This is a genomic window from Veronia nyctiphanis (assembly GCF_004116385.1).
In the GTDB taxonomy this organism is placed as follows: domain Bacteria; phylum Pseudomonadota; class Gammaproteobacteria; order Enterobacterales; family Vibrionaceae; genus Veronia; species Veronia nyctiphanis.
The window spans coordinates 15710-29894 of sequence record NZ_PEIB01000025.1 but is presented as its reverse complement, the minus strand read 5'-3'; the positions used below and the strand labels follow the sequence as shown (position 1 = coordinate 29894).

Genomic DNA, 14185 nt, shown 5'->3' with positions numbered 1-14185 from the left:
GATTTACATTAAGTATTCCATTGTCTAAATAGTTGGCGCGCATTGTGCATAATGGTGCCCAAACAGCAAAAAAAACAAGACTGTACGTTTTAGGGAGTGAGATATGATCGATTCAAAATCGCAAGTTGCGAAAAGAATAAAAGAAGCCCGTGAGTGGAAAGGAATTACTCAAGTCAAAATGGCCAAGTTACTGGCTGTTGCGAGACAAACTTACTTGGATATCGAGACTGGCAAGACCGAGCCGCGTGTTCGTATGTTGTCAGAAATCGCCGACATTACAGAACGCCCGCTGGTATGGTTTGTTTACGGTGATGCTGACGTCGAGCTTCATGATGTTCAGTACAAACAAGACGTAAACCGACTGCTGGAGCACTTTTCTAAACTGCCCCACGAAGCGAGAACTGCAATATTGAATCAAAGCGTAAACATGGCTTCATTTTTGGTGAATTATTCAAAATCCGCACAACGGAATTGAGTGCTTACTTACTGTATGAGCTTGATAATACGCCATGCCTGTGAAAGTAGGTTTATGACTTAAAGCCTGTCATTACCCTTGGGCAACGTAAGTTTTTCCTCACAAATTAGGGATGTTTTCCCATGTGTCACTCAGACGTCCGTGCATAATGCGGTGTTTGCAGTAGGGCTTGCCGATGTATAGCGACGGTCGCTGTACGAGGCTTTAATGCTTGGGATAATAGCTTATGGTGATTGTAAAATCGCAGGTTGCTCAGCGTATACGACAAGCAAGAGAGTACAGAAATTTTACACAGATGGAGGTGGCGCAGCGCTTGGAAGTTGCTCGTCAAACCTATTTGGATATTGAGTCTGGCAAGACTGAACCGAAGATCTCTTCATTGGTTACCATTGCAGAGATCACTGGGCGTCCATTGAATTGGTTTCTGTATGGCGAGAGCAGCCGTGGAGATATTGCCTTCACCTACCGTGAAGAGCTGGGTACCTTGATGGCGTTAATAGGCCAACTTCCTGTCTCTGCGCGTGATTTGGTTGTCGAACAGGCACTCGGTATGGCCGAATATTTATTGGCATACCCGTCTAGCTCAGATCGCTGACAGTCGTCAGGTTTGGGCAAAGAAAAACCGGCTTTCGCCGGTTTTTTTAGTTTCGTAGCCCTAGTTTGCAAGGAAGAAGTTGTAAGAGGGGGTTTTACTGACGTCTTTCCATTGATACCCCAGATCTCTCAGGTGAGAAGTAAACTCCATCAAGTCATTATCTTCAAGCTCAAAACCACACAATACTCTCCCGTAATCAGAGCCGTGATTGCGGTAATTAAACAGACTGATGCTCCAGTGCGTCCCCAGCGTGTTTAAAAACTTAATCAAAGCCCCGGGGTATTCCGGAAACTCAAAGCTATACAGCTTCTCATTGAGCGGTTTAGACGGCTTACCACCTATCATATAGCGAACATGTATCTTTGCCATTTCGTCATCAGAGAGGTCGACCACGGGATAGCCAGCTTGCTGGAGATCAACAATAATCGAATCCAACTCTTCCTGACCATTGAGCAAACGGACACCGACAAAGATATTGGCTTCCTCATTGTCACTGTGGCGGTAGTTGAATTCCGTCACGGCACGACCGCCAAGTATATGACAGAAATCCAAAAAGGCCCCAGTGCGCTCAGGGATCGTCACAGCCAGTAAACCCTCACGCTTTTCGCCAAGCTCAGCACGCTCTGAAACATAACGCAGAGAATGGAAGTTGGTATTGGCGCCAGAAAGCACATTGACGAGGTTTTTACCTTTGAGCTCATGGGTTTCGACATATTGCTTGAGGCCAGCCAATGAAAGAGCACCAGACGGCTCTGAAATCGCCCTTGTGTCTTCGAAAATGTCTTTGACCGCAGCGCATATTTCGTCGCTGGAGACAGTAATGACATCATCTAGGTATTGGTGGCAAAGACGGAAGGTCTCGTCACCAATGCGTTTGACTGCCACACCGTCGGCAAAGGTGCCGACATTTTCCAGCACCACAGGGTGACCTGCATCCATCGCTGCTTTCAGGCACGCAGACTCTTCCGCTTCCACACCAATGACTTTAATCTGTGGCATCAGTTGCTTGATAAGCACGGCGACACCTGCCGCAATACCGCCACCGCCAACAGGCACGAACACATAATCCATGTGGCCGTTTTGTTGCAATATTTCCATCCCCAGCGTTCCTTGTCCCGCAATGATTGAGGGATGATCGAAAGGGGGGATAAACGTGTAGCCGTGTTGGTCGGACAGCATCTGTGCTTGGCTTTGGCTTCGTCAAAGTTACTGCCGTGCAAAACGACTTTGCCACCGAAGCTTCTGACTGCATCGACTTTGATATCCGGCGTCGTACGTGGCATCACGATAGTGGCATCAATACCCAGCTGGTGGCCTGACAGGGCCACCCCCTGCGCGTGATTACCCGCTGATGCGGCAATGACACCGGCATTTTTTTGTGCATCGCTGAGTTGGGCCATCATGTTATAGGCACCACGCAGTTTAAAAGAATGCACAGGTTGTCTGTCTTCACGTTTAAGCTGTACCTTGTTATCAAGGCGCGCCGACAACCTTGGCATGTCTTGCAGAGGCGTAACGATAGCCGCTTCATAAACAGGCGCCCTGAGAATTTCTCTCAGATAGTCTGCGCCGGTAGGAAGTGCGTTTTCATCTCTGCGTGTTGCCTGACTCATGATTTAATCCTCGAGCTTGCTCTTGTCTCTTACTGCGCCTTTGTCGGCGCTGGTTGCCATGCTGGCATAGGCTTTGAGGGCAAAGGAGACTTCACGCTCGCGGCTCGCAGGTTTCCATCCAGTTTCATTCAGGCGTTGTGTGCGGCGAGCGAGCTCGTCGTCAGCAACTTCTAGAACAATACTGCGTTTAGGAATATCGATAGCAATGATATCTCCGCTTTCAACCAAGGCGATGGTGCCACCGTTGGCCGCTTCAGGAGAAACGTGACCAATCGACAGACCGCTGGTCCCGCCAGAGAAACGGCCGTCAGTCAGCAGAGCACAGGCTTTACCAAGACCCATCGATTTTAGGTAAGTCGTTGGGTACAGCATTTCCTGCATACCCGGGCCACCTTTCGGGCCTTCGTAACGAATAACCACGACTTCACCGGCTTTCACATCACCCGCAAGGATACCGCTCACCGCATCTTCCTGGCTTTCGAAAACATGAGCTGGGCCACGGAAAGTCAGGTTGTCTTCATCAACACCTGCGGTTTTGACGATACAGCCATCCAACGCGATGTTACCCGAGAGTACGGCAAGGCCGCCGTCTTGGCTGAATGCATGTTCTTTACGGCGGATACAGCCGTTTTCACGGTCATTATCCACCGTATCCCAACGACATTCTTGTGAGAACGCTTTGGTGGTGCGAATGCCCGCAGGGCCAGCACGGTAGAAGCTGTCGATGGCTTCGTTTTCGGTCACCATGATGTCGTATTCGTTAAGTGTTTCTGCCAGCGTCTGTCCCAATACATTGTGAACGTTATTGTTCAGGAGGCCTGCGCGGTTTAATTCACCCAAAATACCGTATACTCCGCCAGCACGGTGAACATCTTCCATGTGATATTTCTGCGTGGAAGGCGCCACTTTACAAAGGTGCGGCACGATGCGAGACATACGGTCAATGTCTTCCATGGTGAAGTCTATTCCACCTTCCTGTGCGGCAGCGAGCAGATGCAATACGGTATTGGTTGAGCCGCCCATCGCTATATCGAGCGCCATTGCATTCTCAAAGGCCGTTTTGGTCGCGATATTACGCGGAAGCGCAGTTTCGTCATCTTGCTCGTAGTAGCGCTTGGTCAGTTCAACAACACGTTGGCCTGCGGTTTTAAACAACATTTCACGGTCGGCGTGTGTCGCTAGCAGTGAACCGTTACCTGGCTGAGAGAGGCCCAGCGCTTCGGTCAGACAGTTCATCGAGTTGGCGGTGAACATACCTGAACAAGAACCACATGTTGGACACGCTGAACGTTCTATCTGCTCGCTTTGCTCATCGGAGACATTAGGATCGGCACCTTGGATCATCGCATCAACCAGATCGAGCTTTAGGATCTGATCCGATAATTTGGTTTTACCTGCTTCCATTGGGCCGCCTGAAACAAAGATCGCAGGGACGTTGAGGCGCATAGCTGCCATCAGCATTCCCGGGGTGATTTTGTCGCAGTTTGAAATGCAGACCATAGCATCGGCGCAGTGTGCGTTGACCATGTATTCAACAGAGTCAGCAATCAGCTCTCGTGATGGCAAGCTGTAGAGCATGCCGCCGTGGCCCATTGCGATACCATCATCGACGGCAATGGTGTTGAATTCTTTGGCGATACCGCCAGCTGCTTCAATTTCTCTGGCCACCAGCTGACCGAGGTCTTTCAGGTGAACGTGACCCGGAACAAATTGCGTGAATGAGTTAACAACAGCAATGATTGGCTTGCCGAAGTCTTCATCTTTGACGCCAGTCGCACGCCATAGTGCGCGGGCTCCGGCCATATTACGGCCATGTGTGGTGGTGGACGAACGGTATTTAGGCATCTTCTCTCTCCCTGATTATTTTGAGGCGTCAGGGGAAACAGGATCGAGCCAGCCCCATTTGTCTTCTGTCTGACCATTAAACAGGCCAAAAAATGCAGATTGCAGCTCTTCAGTGATAGGACCTCGCTTGCCGTTACCCACTTCAATTTGGTCAACGCTGCGAACAGGCACCATCTCTGCCGCTGTGCCCGTCATAAAGACTTCATCAGCCAGGTACAAGGCTTCACGTGCGATCGGCTCTTCACGAACCTCGTAGCCAGCTTCACGGGCTAAAACCATGATGGTGTCACGAGTGATGCCCGGCAAAATAGCACTGGTTGCTGGTGGCGTGTATATCACACCGCCTTTGACCATAAACAGGTTTTCACCTGCACCTTCTGACAGGTAGCCGCGAACATCCAAAGCGATACCTTCGGCATAGCCATGACGACGTGCTTCACCGCCTACCAGCAAGCTCGAAAGGTAGTTACCTCCCGCTTTTGCCGCGGTAGGGATAGTATTTGGTGCTGCACGGTTCCAGCTTGATACCATGGCATCGACGCCGTTCGCCAGCGCTTCTTCACCCAGGTATGAACCCCATGCGAACGCTGCAATGATCAAGTCCATTTTGGTTTCTGGTGGCGGGCAAACACCCAGACCGACATCGCCAACGAAGCCAAGTGGGCGAATGTATGCGGAGTCAAGTTTGTTTGCTCTCAGCGTTTCACGGCATGCTTCCATTAGCTCATCAACGCTGTAAGGAATAGGGAAACGATAGATTTTCGCACTGTCTTTCAGGCGCTGCATGTGCTCACGGTGACGAAACACCACGGGGCCGTTTGGCGTGTCATAGCAGCGGATCCCCTCAAAAACTGAGGTGCCGTAGTGTAGGGCGTGTGACAGTACGTGCACCGTGGCTTGATGCCAAGGGACCAGCTCTCCATTCGACCAGATAAATTCCGAAGTGTTTGCCATTTGTTGTAGTCCTTTTTATTTTTTAGTCCAGCTATTCAACTTGCTGGGACGCTGATCTTACTTGGGTTATGTCCCATAACTTGTCCAGTTGATGATAAAGCGTGTCAATCGACCGCGTACTTTCAACTGTCAGACGAATTTGTACGTTGTTCTCACCATCCTGTCGATGGTGCATATCCAATGTTCTTAGCGTAAAACCACGGTGACGGACAACGCGGAGAATACGCTCAACCAGTTCAGGCTTGTCATGCGCATCTATAACAAGTGTATGTTTTTCTCTCATGTTGTCTCCAGCATATCTTGGTTCGCTGCACCGGGTGGTACCAAAGGCCACACGTTTTCTTCCTCAGAGATTTGAACATGCAGCAGGTAAGCTGTCTCACTGTTCAGCATTTCTTCCAGCGCAGGTTGTACTTCTTCCTTGCGCGTGATGGTTTTACCCGGAATATCAAAGGCGCTCGCCAGTTTCACGAAATCCGGATTATCTGAGAGGTTGGTTTCACTGTAGCGTTTTTCGAAGAAAAGCTCTTGCCACTGACGAACCATGCCCAGACGCTGGTTATCGAGCAGGACAATTTTAACCGGGATACCGCGACGCTTTAATGTGCCGAGTTCTTGCACGTTCATCATGAAAGAACCATCGCCAGAAACCAGCACAACCTGATCATCAGGGCGGGCAACCTTGGCCCCCATGGCGGCAGGTAATCCGAAGCCCATGGTGCCAAGGCCCGCAGATGTCAGCAGGTTTTCTGGGCGACGTGGACTGACATGCTGTGCCACCCACATTTGATGCTGACCAACGTCAGTACTGACAACCGTGCTGTCCGGCATGGTTTCTGACAGTTGCTTGAGCAGAAGCGGGGCAAAAATGGCTTCGCCCGGGTGGTCATAACGCCAGCCGAAATCGCCAAGCATCGTTTTCACATCGGTTTGCCATTGGCTGATGTCAGTCGGCTCACCCAGATGTGGGATCACTTCGTTGAGTTCGCCACGCAGTGCCACGTTAACACGGCGGAGCTTGTTAAATTCAGCGGCATCAATATCGATATGGATGATTTTTGCGTGTGGCGCGAAGGTATCAAGTTTACCTGTTACTCGGTCATCAAAACGTGCGCCAATGGCAATCAATAAGTCTGATTGCTGAACGGCTAAATTGGCAGTTTTTGTTCCGTGCATACCCAGCATACCCAAGTGGTAGTCATAAGCTGGGTCAAGCGTACCTAGAGCCTTCAAGGTGGTGGTCGCAGGCATCTTGGTATGGGCCAGGTATTCGCGAAGTGTGTCAGTGGCATCGGCCATCTGTACGCCACCACCGACATAGACCACCGGACGCTCGCTGGCAGAAATCAGAGCATTGGCCTGTTCAAAGCTGGTTAGTTCAGGAAGTGGTAAGGTTGGTAAAACGACAGGCTCGGCAGCATCCTGTCCGATAGGCGCAAGCTGCACATCTTTTGCAATATCGACCAAAACCGGGCCCGGGCGGCCTTCTTTGGCAACAGCAAATGCTTCAGCAAGAACGGACGTCAGCTCTGAAGGGTCAGTGACCAGATAGCTTTGTTTTGTACAGGCAAGAGAAAGACCGAGAACGTCAATTTCCTGAAATGCGTCGGTGCCGATAAGTGGGCTGGCAACCTGGCCTGTAATAGCAACAACAGGGACGGAATCAAGCATTGCATCAGCAAGGCCAGTAATGAGGTTTGTCGCACCCGGTCCGGATGTTGCCAGACACACACCGATATCGCCTGTTGAGCGGGCGTAACCGATGGCAGCAATGGCTGCGCCTTGTTCATGACGGCAGAGTATGTGCTCTACGCCGCCGTCGTAAAGCGCATCGTAAACGGGCATGATCGCACCGCCCGGATAACCAAAAATTGTTGATACGCCCTGTTGCCGCAATGCGGCGACAACATGCTGCGCTCCTGTCATGCTCATGCTGCCCCCTTCGGGTGATTGTCAGCATCCGTCGATGCTGGTAATGCGTTGTGCTTTGTTTCCATTCGCCCACTTCCTTTTACTGCTTGAATGGCTATAAAAAAGCCCCCGGACCTTTTGGGTGCGGGGGCTGTTTGCAATTCTTTGTTTACCGTTTGCCTGAGCCAGCCCCTCGCGGTATCACCACCACGATAATTGAGATAATAATCACTAGAGCCAGGTTCAGATGTTTCATTGAGATTGAATCAACTTTTGGTTGTTTTGCATTCTTATACTGTAACAACTATCACAGACATCGGTCGCATGACAAGTAAAAAGTGATCGAAATGTCATTCTCTTTCTAGCTTAATGCATGACTAATATTCATTTTGTTTCATATTTGATAACAATAAGTGAGTGCCTGTTATGACATTAGCGATTGTCCAAAGCCGCGCCAGCATTGGTGTTAACGCCCCTCAGGTGACGGTGGAGGTCCACATCAGTAACGGGCTCCCTGCATTTACCCTGGTTGGGCTGGCAGAGACCACGGTAAAGGAAGCCAGAGACCGGGTTCGAAGCGCAATTGTGAATTCAGGATTTGAATTTCCATCCAAACGTATCACGGTAAATTTAGCCCCGGCCGATCTGCCAAAAGACGGGGGCCGCTTTGATTTGCCTATCGCCCTTGGCATTCTTGCCGCCTCTGGGCAGCTGCCTATGACCAGGTTGGAACAGCATGAATTTATTGGTGAGCTAGCGTTGTCAGGACAACTTCGGGCTGTGAGTGGTGCAATTCCTGCTGCTGTCGCCACCAAAAACCACCGTCGCATGTTGGTGGTGCCGGATAACAATGGCTCACAGGTGGCGTTAGTCGGCAGAGATTTACATGTCTCTGCACCCGATCTTATTGCTGTCTGCCAGTACCTTTGTGGACAGAAGCAATTACAGCTTCATGAGGATACCCAGAGCGAAGACGAACCCGAGGTTGACCCAAACCCACGCTGCCTGAGCGATATTATTGGTCAGCATCAAGGCAAGAGGGCGTTGGAGATAGCTTCTGCTGGGAACCATAATGTGCTGTTTTTAGGGCCTCCCGGAACAGGCAAGACCATGCTTGCATCCAGAATGCCAGATTTACAGCCGCCAATGAATCATGAAGAAGCGCTGGAAACTGCCGCCGTAACTTCTCTTACCCACCAGCGACTGAATGAAAGTAACTGGCGCAAACGTCCTTTTCGCACGCCGCATCATTCGTGTTCAATGGCAGCATTGGTCGGTGGGGGCAGTCAGCCTAAGCCCGGTGAAATATCGCTGGCACACAACGGCATTCTCTTTCTGGACGAGCTACCGGAGTTCGAGCGAAAGGTACTTGATTCGTTGCGTGAGCCTCTCGAGTCTGGAGAAATCATTATATCTCGTGCTAACGGCAAGACTTGCTTCCCAGCGCGCTTTCAGCTAGTTGGCGCGCTGAACCCCAGCCCAACAGGCCATCATGATGGCCCATTGGCGCGCTCAAACCCACAGACAGTGTTGCGTTATCTGAACCGATTATCTGGGCCGTTTCTCGATCGCTTTGATTTATCGATTGAGATCCCAGCGTTACCAAGAGGAACGCTAGCGGATGGCGGTGATAGGGGGGAGCCTACGGATAAAGTCCGCCAGCGGGTGGCTGAAGCGCGTGACCGGATGATACAGCGACAGAACAAAGTGAATAGCCTTCTGAGCAGCCGTGAGATTGAGCAGTATTGTCATTTGTCGCGCGATGATGCGGATTTTCTTGAAACGGCGCTTCACCGACTTGGCCTTTCAATCCGCGCCTATCACCGAATCATAAAAGTGGCGCGAACCATTGCGGATTTAAATAGTGAAGCTCACATCAGTCGTGCGCATCTTGCTGAAGCGCTTGGCTATCGCGCGATGGACAGATTGATGAAACAACTTGCTGAATTGGCCAGTTAATTACACATTTTGCGACGTGAAAAGCATATTCAAGGCTATTTTGACAACACAAAATCAGGCTACTTGAATGGTGTTTTATAAATTGAAACAGTATTATTCCCGGTCATTCGTTAGATTGCACTCAACGAGATTTATCGGGAAGTAATTGTGATTTTTGTCATTAACATTTTTTTGGTGTGTCTGAATACCGCTGTCAGTTCTCTGCTGATATGTGTGTTGGCACTGATTAAAGCGGCGCTGCCCGTTCCGCGTTTGCGTAAGCAGATCACCCGTGCCTGTCACCAGATTATGTGGGCATGGAGTACGCTAAATCACCGATTGATAAACGCAACGTCTAGGGATCTTGAGTGGGATGTGCAGGGCGGTGAGGGGCTGTCGAAAGACGGCTGGTACCTGCTGATAGCTAATCATCTTAGCTGGGCCGATATCGTGGTGATTTACTGCACGTTTCGAAATCGCATTCCGATGGCCAAGTTTTTCATGAAGCAGGAGCTGATTTATATTCCGTTTCTTGGGCTGGCTTGTTGGGCGGTAGATATGCCGTTTATGAAGCGCTACTCGCGAAGTTATTTGCACAAACATCCCGAAAAGCGTGGCGAGGACATGAGCACCACCCGTCGTGCGTGTGCGAAGTTTAAAGATACGCCGACCACAGTCGTTAACTTCGTTGAAGGCACCCGATTCACCACAGAAAAGCAGCAGGCAGCCAAGTCTCCTTACTCTCATCTTTTGCCTGCTAAAACCGGGGGCATCTCCTACACCTTGGGTGCTATGGGCGATCAGTTCAGTAATATTGTGAATGTAACCATTGCCTATCCTGACAATCAGGCGTTCCCGTTCAGGGACTTAATTGCTGGTCGTATGAAGCGAATCGTCGTGAGAATAGAGACCCTGCCTGTTAACGAGGCGATGGTTGGCGATCATCTCAACGAAAAGGGCGCTAAGCGCGAATTTAGGCAGTGGCTCGATGCAATCTGGCTGAGAAAAGATCAAGAGTTGGATGTGGTGTACGGCGAGGCAGAAAAGTTACCGAAAGGTGAAACGGTGGTACAGCACTGACACCTTGCGCAATAAAAAAGGAGCCGCTGGCTCCTTTTTTGTCTGGTGTGTTTGACCATTACTTTTTAAGCAGAAAATCAACCAGCTCAACATATTCATCAAGGGACTTGATGGTTTTTGGTGTCAGGTAGTATTTGCCGTTCACAATTACTGCCGGCACGCCTGTCAGGCCTGTTGTTTCAAATGCTTTATCAAAGCGTGCAACCATTGAGTTGACAGCAAAGCTGTTGATCACGCCATCAAACTTCTTCGCATCGACACCGTTATCCAGAAACATCTGACGAACCTCTTCTGCCGAACGTGGTGGCTTGCGTTGGCTATGGATGCGCTCGAAAATCACTGGGATCATTGTGTCATCGACTTTTAAAAGTTCAGCTGCGGCCAGCGCTTTGCTGAGCTCAGGGCCCATTTTTCCGCCCATGAAAGAGACATGCTGTTTGATGATGCGGGTGTTTTCAGGCAGTTTTGGCTCCAGCGCGTCCATCAGCGCCTGATTACGAAAACAGTGCGGGCAATAGAAAGAGAAGAACTCAGTTACTGACGGTGAGTTATCACTGTACAGTGGCGTAGCCATTTCCAGCACTTGGTAGTCTTCTCCCGCTTTAAAGCGCTCTGCGTGGGCAGAGAAGGCGATGAAAGCCATCGAGAAAAGGACGATCAGTTTTTTTAGCATTGTCGGGTTTCTCCGTAGACGCATCAGGCTGTTACCACTGTGGTGACAGCGAAAGTGGTGGCTCCTCAAGAGCCGCCAATTGTTCTTTGAAGCCAAGTACCTGGCCTTCCCAGTATTTTGCATCAGCAAACCATGGAAATGCACGCGGAAATGCAGGGTCTTGCCAGCGTCTGGCTAACCATGACATGTAGTAAACCATCCGTAACCCGCGCAGTACTTCTATCATTGGCAGTTGTGCACTCGGGAAATCATGAAATTCGTTGTAGGCTTCAACTAAGGTATCGAGCTGCGCTGTTCGCTCATTGCGATCGCCGCTGAGCATCATCCATAAATCCTGCACCGCAGGGCCATTGCGTGCATCGTCAAGATCGACGAAAAACGGGCCGTCACGCCAAAGGATGTTACTCGGGTGGCAATCACCGTGCAGTCGGATCATCTCAACGTCAGGTTGCCAGCGCGAACTGAGCTCATTGATCAGACGATCCAGATCGGCAAAAAAGCTATTTTCTAAGTGCGAAGGAATAAAGTCGCTTTGCTGCAGCAGTTCACGCGGGGCATACAGATATTCGTCGAGTGACATGGTAGGGCGATGCTGAAAAGATTTTTGGCTGCCAATTTGATGAATACGGCCAAGGTATCGGCCTGCCATCTCCAACTGGTCCCAGTTATCGACCTCAAAACTTCTGCCGCCAACGCTTGGGAAAAGGGCAAACGCATACCCCTGATAATGGAAGATGCTCTCTCCGTCACGTTTTATTGGCGTAACGACAGGCACCTCGGCGTCTTCGAGATCAAACGCAAAGTCATGCTCTTCCTGAATTTGTGCATCGCTCCAGCGTTGTGGGCGATATATTTTTGTCACGTAGCGTTTCTGATCTTCAGCCAGAAACTGATAAACGCGGTTTTCGTAACTGTTAAGGGGAAGCAGGCCAGACTCTGGCCGCACACCGACAGACTCCAGTGCATTTAGCAACATATCTGGCGTGAGTTGATCGAAGGTAAACTGGGCTTGGCTCATAGTATGAGTTTTTATTTGGGTGATGCTCTGATGGTATCAGAATGTGGCGGTGCGTGTGATTGAAAACCGGAGCCTTATGGGAGGCCCCGGCTTGCAGGCCAAGGTGTTTGCTCACAGCTTGCCGATAAATCGGCTTTCGGTCTCGATACGCTTTTTGCTGTCACCAGACTCTCGCTCTAGCACGAAATAGATGGTCACGATCGGCTTTTCCATTTCGTAAGGGTCGACGCCAAGGCTGATCGGTAAGTCGAAGATTTCGCCTGCATCGACAGTCACTTGTTGTTTGCCATACCATTCAATGCTCTCAATACCTTTCACTGACAGCCGATAGGTTTCCGGTTGCTGGGTTTTGTTGAGTATTTTCAGGGTGTAGGTGTTCTCCACCAGCCCTTCGACATTAGTTCGGGATAGCTGAGCGCGATCTCTCAGTACATCGAGTGCCATCGGTTGCAGCGACGCTATCTGGAACATAAAGAATCCGGCGATGACCAGCAATACTGCCCCATAACCCAGCAGTTTAGGACGCATGATATCGGTATTCTGGCCACTCAGTTTGTGTTCAGTGGTATAGCTGATAAGCCCTTTCGAATAGTTCATTTTGTCCATGGTATGGTCGCAGGCATCAATACAGGCGCCGCAATTGATGCATTCATATTGCAGCCCATCGCGGATATCAATGCCAGTCGGACACACCTGCACACACAGATTACAGTCGACACAATCACCGAGCCCCAGAGCTTTGTGATCTTGCTTTTTCGATCTTGGGCCACGTGATTCACCGCGTTGTTCATCGTAGCCGACGATAAAGGTATCTTTGTCGAACATCACGGACTGAAAACGGGCATAAGGGCAAATGTGAAGACACATGATGGAGCGCATCCAACCTGCATTCCCGTAGGTACACGCCGAGAAGAAAATGACCCAAAACCCGGTCCAGAAGGTGGTGCTGGCAGTAAAGAATTCCAGTGTCAGCGTTTTGATGGGAACAAAGTAACCAACGAATGTCAGTCCGGTAACCAAAGATACGCTCAACCAGCCAAGGTGCTTTAGGGTCTTTCGGCCGATAAGTTCAGCGGAGAGAGGCTTTTCATCTTGCTTTCGCCTTTTGTTTGCCGGGCCTTCGAACTTTTCTTCAAACCAGATAAAGATAAAGGTCCAGACCGTTTGCGGGCAGAGATAACCGCACCAGACGCGGCCAAGAAAGGTCGTCGCAAAAAACAGGCCGAACGCGCCGAGCACAAAAATGGTGGCCAGCAAGGTCAGATCCTGTGGCCAGAGTGTGGTGCCGAAAATATTGAATTGTTGATTCCCGATATCCAGCAGGATGGCTTGCCTGTCGCCGAAGGGAACCCATGGGATCAATAAAAATAGCAGCATAAACAGCCAGCCCATCTTCTGCCGGAGTTTTTGATAGACGCCTGTCATCGCACGGACGTAGATGCGATTGCTGGGGTTGAAACGGTCACCGCCGGTATTATGTGTTTTGGGTTTATCGCGTGTTGTGCTGACGTTTTTAACGTCGATGTTATCCTCGCTCATCTTTGCTTTCCTTGGAGTACGGACTGCGTCCGTGGGATGCAAATGTATGCCAGTTCGTTGCTGACATCGCTTTAATAATAGACTGGCGAGTATATATCAGATGTGGTTAATCAGTAGCCGATGAAGTCAAAGATACGCTGTTTTTCTGGCACAAAAGCAGCGTTTATCTGGTTTGCAACAGGTGCCGTGCAGGGCTTTTTCAGCAGAAAGGACTGCTGCCTGTGCGGGAATTACTGTGCCGGTCGGATCAGGGCGATTGTAGCGTGAAGATCCTGTTTATTACCTGTACGGGCAAACGCGGCAGGGCGACGTCGAGACGGAGACGGCAGCTGGCGATGTGGACGGGCAAATATGGGTTGCATGATGTTCTCTCTAAACAACCATTCCGTGGTGGGGTGAATAAAGTGAGCACAGCATCCTGTTATTGGCTCAATACGTGTATTTACGCGCGGAATGTAGCAAAATACGGTTGGTGAAAAAAGCATCGTTTGCTGTTTTTTGTTAATTCAGAACTGTAAAAATAAGCTGACGGTGAAATACCACT

At 50.1% G+C, this 14185-nt stretch carries 12 protein-coding genes and 1 pseudogene; 4 read left to right on the top strand and 9 right to left on the bottom strand.

All coding sequences use genetic code 11. The features are described 5' to 3' along the window. Positions 1-103: 103 nt before the first annotated feature. Positions 104-475, top strand: coding sequence for a helix-turn-helix transcriptional regulator (locus CS022_RS17225; protein WP_129123325.1), 372 nt, complete (start codon positions 104-106; stop codon positions 473-475). A gap of 226 nt (positions 476-701) precedes the next feature. Continuing rightward, positions 702-1070, top strand: a complete 369-nt coding sequence (locus tag CS022_RS17220) for a helix-turn-helix domain-containing protein (RefSeq protein WP_129123324.1) — start codon at positions 702-704, stop codon at positions 1068-1070. A 60-nt stretch (positions 1071-1130) separates the two neighbouring features. Here the strand turns inward: CS022_RS17220 and ilvA are convergent. From ilvA to ilvG, 5 genes and pseudogenes are all read right to left on the bottom strand, one after another. Then, positions 1131-2683 (bottom strand): annotated as a pseudogene (gene ilvA / locus CS022_RS17215) (threonine ammonia-lyase, biosynthetic). Between the two features lie 3 nt (positions 2684-2686). Then, the gene (gene ilvD / locus CS022_RS17210; protein WP_129123323.1) at positions 2687-4528 is read right to left on the bottom strand and encodes a dihydroxy-acid dehydratase; all 1842 of its coding nucleotides are present in this window, start codon (positions 4526-4528) and stop codon (positions 2687-2689) included. A 15-nt stretch (positions 4529-4543) separates the two neighbouring features. Continuing rightward, entirely contained in the window at positions 4544-5482 is a 939-nt protein-coding gene (locus CS022_RS17205) for a branched-chain amino acid transaminase (protein ID WP_129123322.1), read from the bottom strand. A gap of 31 nt (positions 5483-5513) precedes the next feature. After that, positions 5514-5765, bottom strand: a complete 252-nt coding sequence (gene ilvM, locus CS022_RS17200) for an acetolactate synthase 2 small subunit (protein WP_129123321.1) — start codon at positions 5763-5765, stop codon at positions 5514-5516. Beyond that, on the bottom strand, positions 5762-7408 hold the full coding sequence (gene ilvG / locus CS022_RS17195) for an acetolactate synthase 2 catalytic subunit (protein ID WP_129123354.1): 1647 nt from the start codon (positions 7406-7408) through the stop codon (positions 5762-5764). The genes ilvM and ilvG overlap by 4 nt, the downstream gene beginning before the upstream one ends. Positions 7409-7819: 411 nt before the next feature. On the opposite strand from ilvG, the gene CS022_RS17190 reads away from it, so the two are divergent. After that, positions 7820-9352, top strand: coding sequence for a YifB family Mg chelatase-like AAA ATPase (locus tag CS022_RS17190; protein WP_129123320.1), 1533 nt, complete (start codon positions 7820-7822; stop codon positions 9350-9352). Between the two features lie 147 nt (positions 9353-9499). Next, positions 9500-10411 (top strand): acyltransferase, encoded by a 912-nt coding sequence (locus CS022_RS17185; RefSeq protein WP_129123319.1) that lies wholly within the window; start codon positions 9500-9502, stop codon positions 10409-10411. 58 nt (positions 10412-10469) lie between these two features. On the opposite strand, the gene CS022_RS17180 is transcribed toward CS022_RS17185, so the two are convergent. The 4 genes from CS022_RS17180 to CS022_RS17165 all read right to left on the bottom strand — a co-directional run bounded on the left by CS022_RS17180 (position 10470) and on the right by CS022_RS17165 (position 14126). After that, the gene (locus CS022_RS17180; protein ID WP_129123318.1) at positions 10470-11084 is read right to left on the bottom strand and encodes a thiol:disulfide interchange protein DsbA/DsbL; all 615 of its coding nucleotides are present in this window, start codon (positions 11082-11084) and stop codon (positions 10470-10472) included. A gap of 31 nt (positions 11085-11115) precedes the next feature. Next, entirely contained in the window at positions 11116-12102 is a 987-nt protein-coding gene (locus tag CS022_RS17175; protein WP_129123317.1) for a serine/threonine protein kinase, read from the bottom strand. Positions 12103-12213: 111 nt separating this feature from the next. Beyond that, on the bottom strand, positions 12214-13641 hold the full coding sequence (gene ccoG, locus CS022_RS17170; RefSeq protein WP_129123316.1) for a cytochrome c oxidase accessory protein CcoG: 1428 nt from the start codon (positions 13639-13641) through the stop codon (positions 12214-12216). 230 nt (positions 13642-13871) lie between these two features. Further along, positions 13872-14126, bottom strand: coding sequence for a hypothetical protein (locus CS022_RS17165; protein ID WP_129123315.1), 255 nt, complete (start codon positions 14124-14126; stop codon positions 13872-13874). Between the last annotated feature and the right edge of the window lie 59 nt (positions 14127-14185).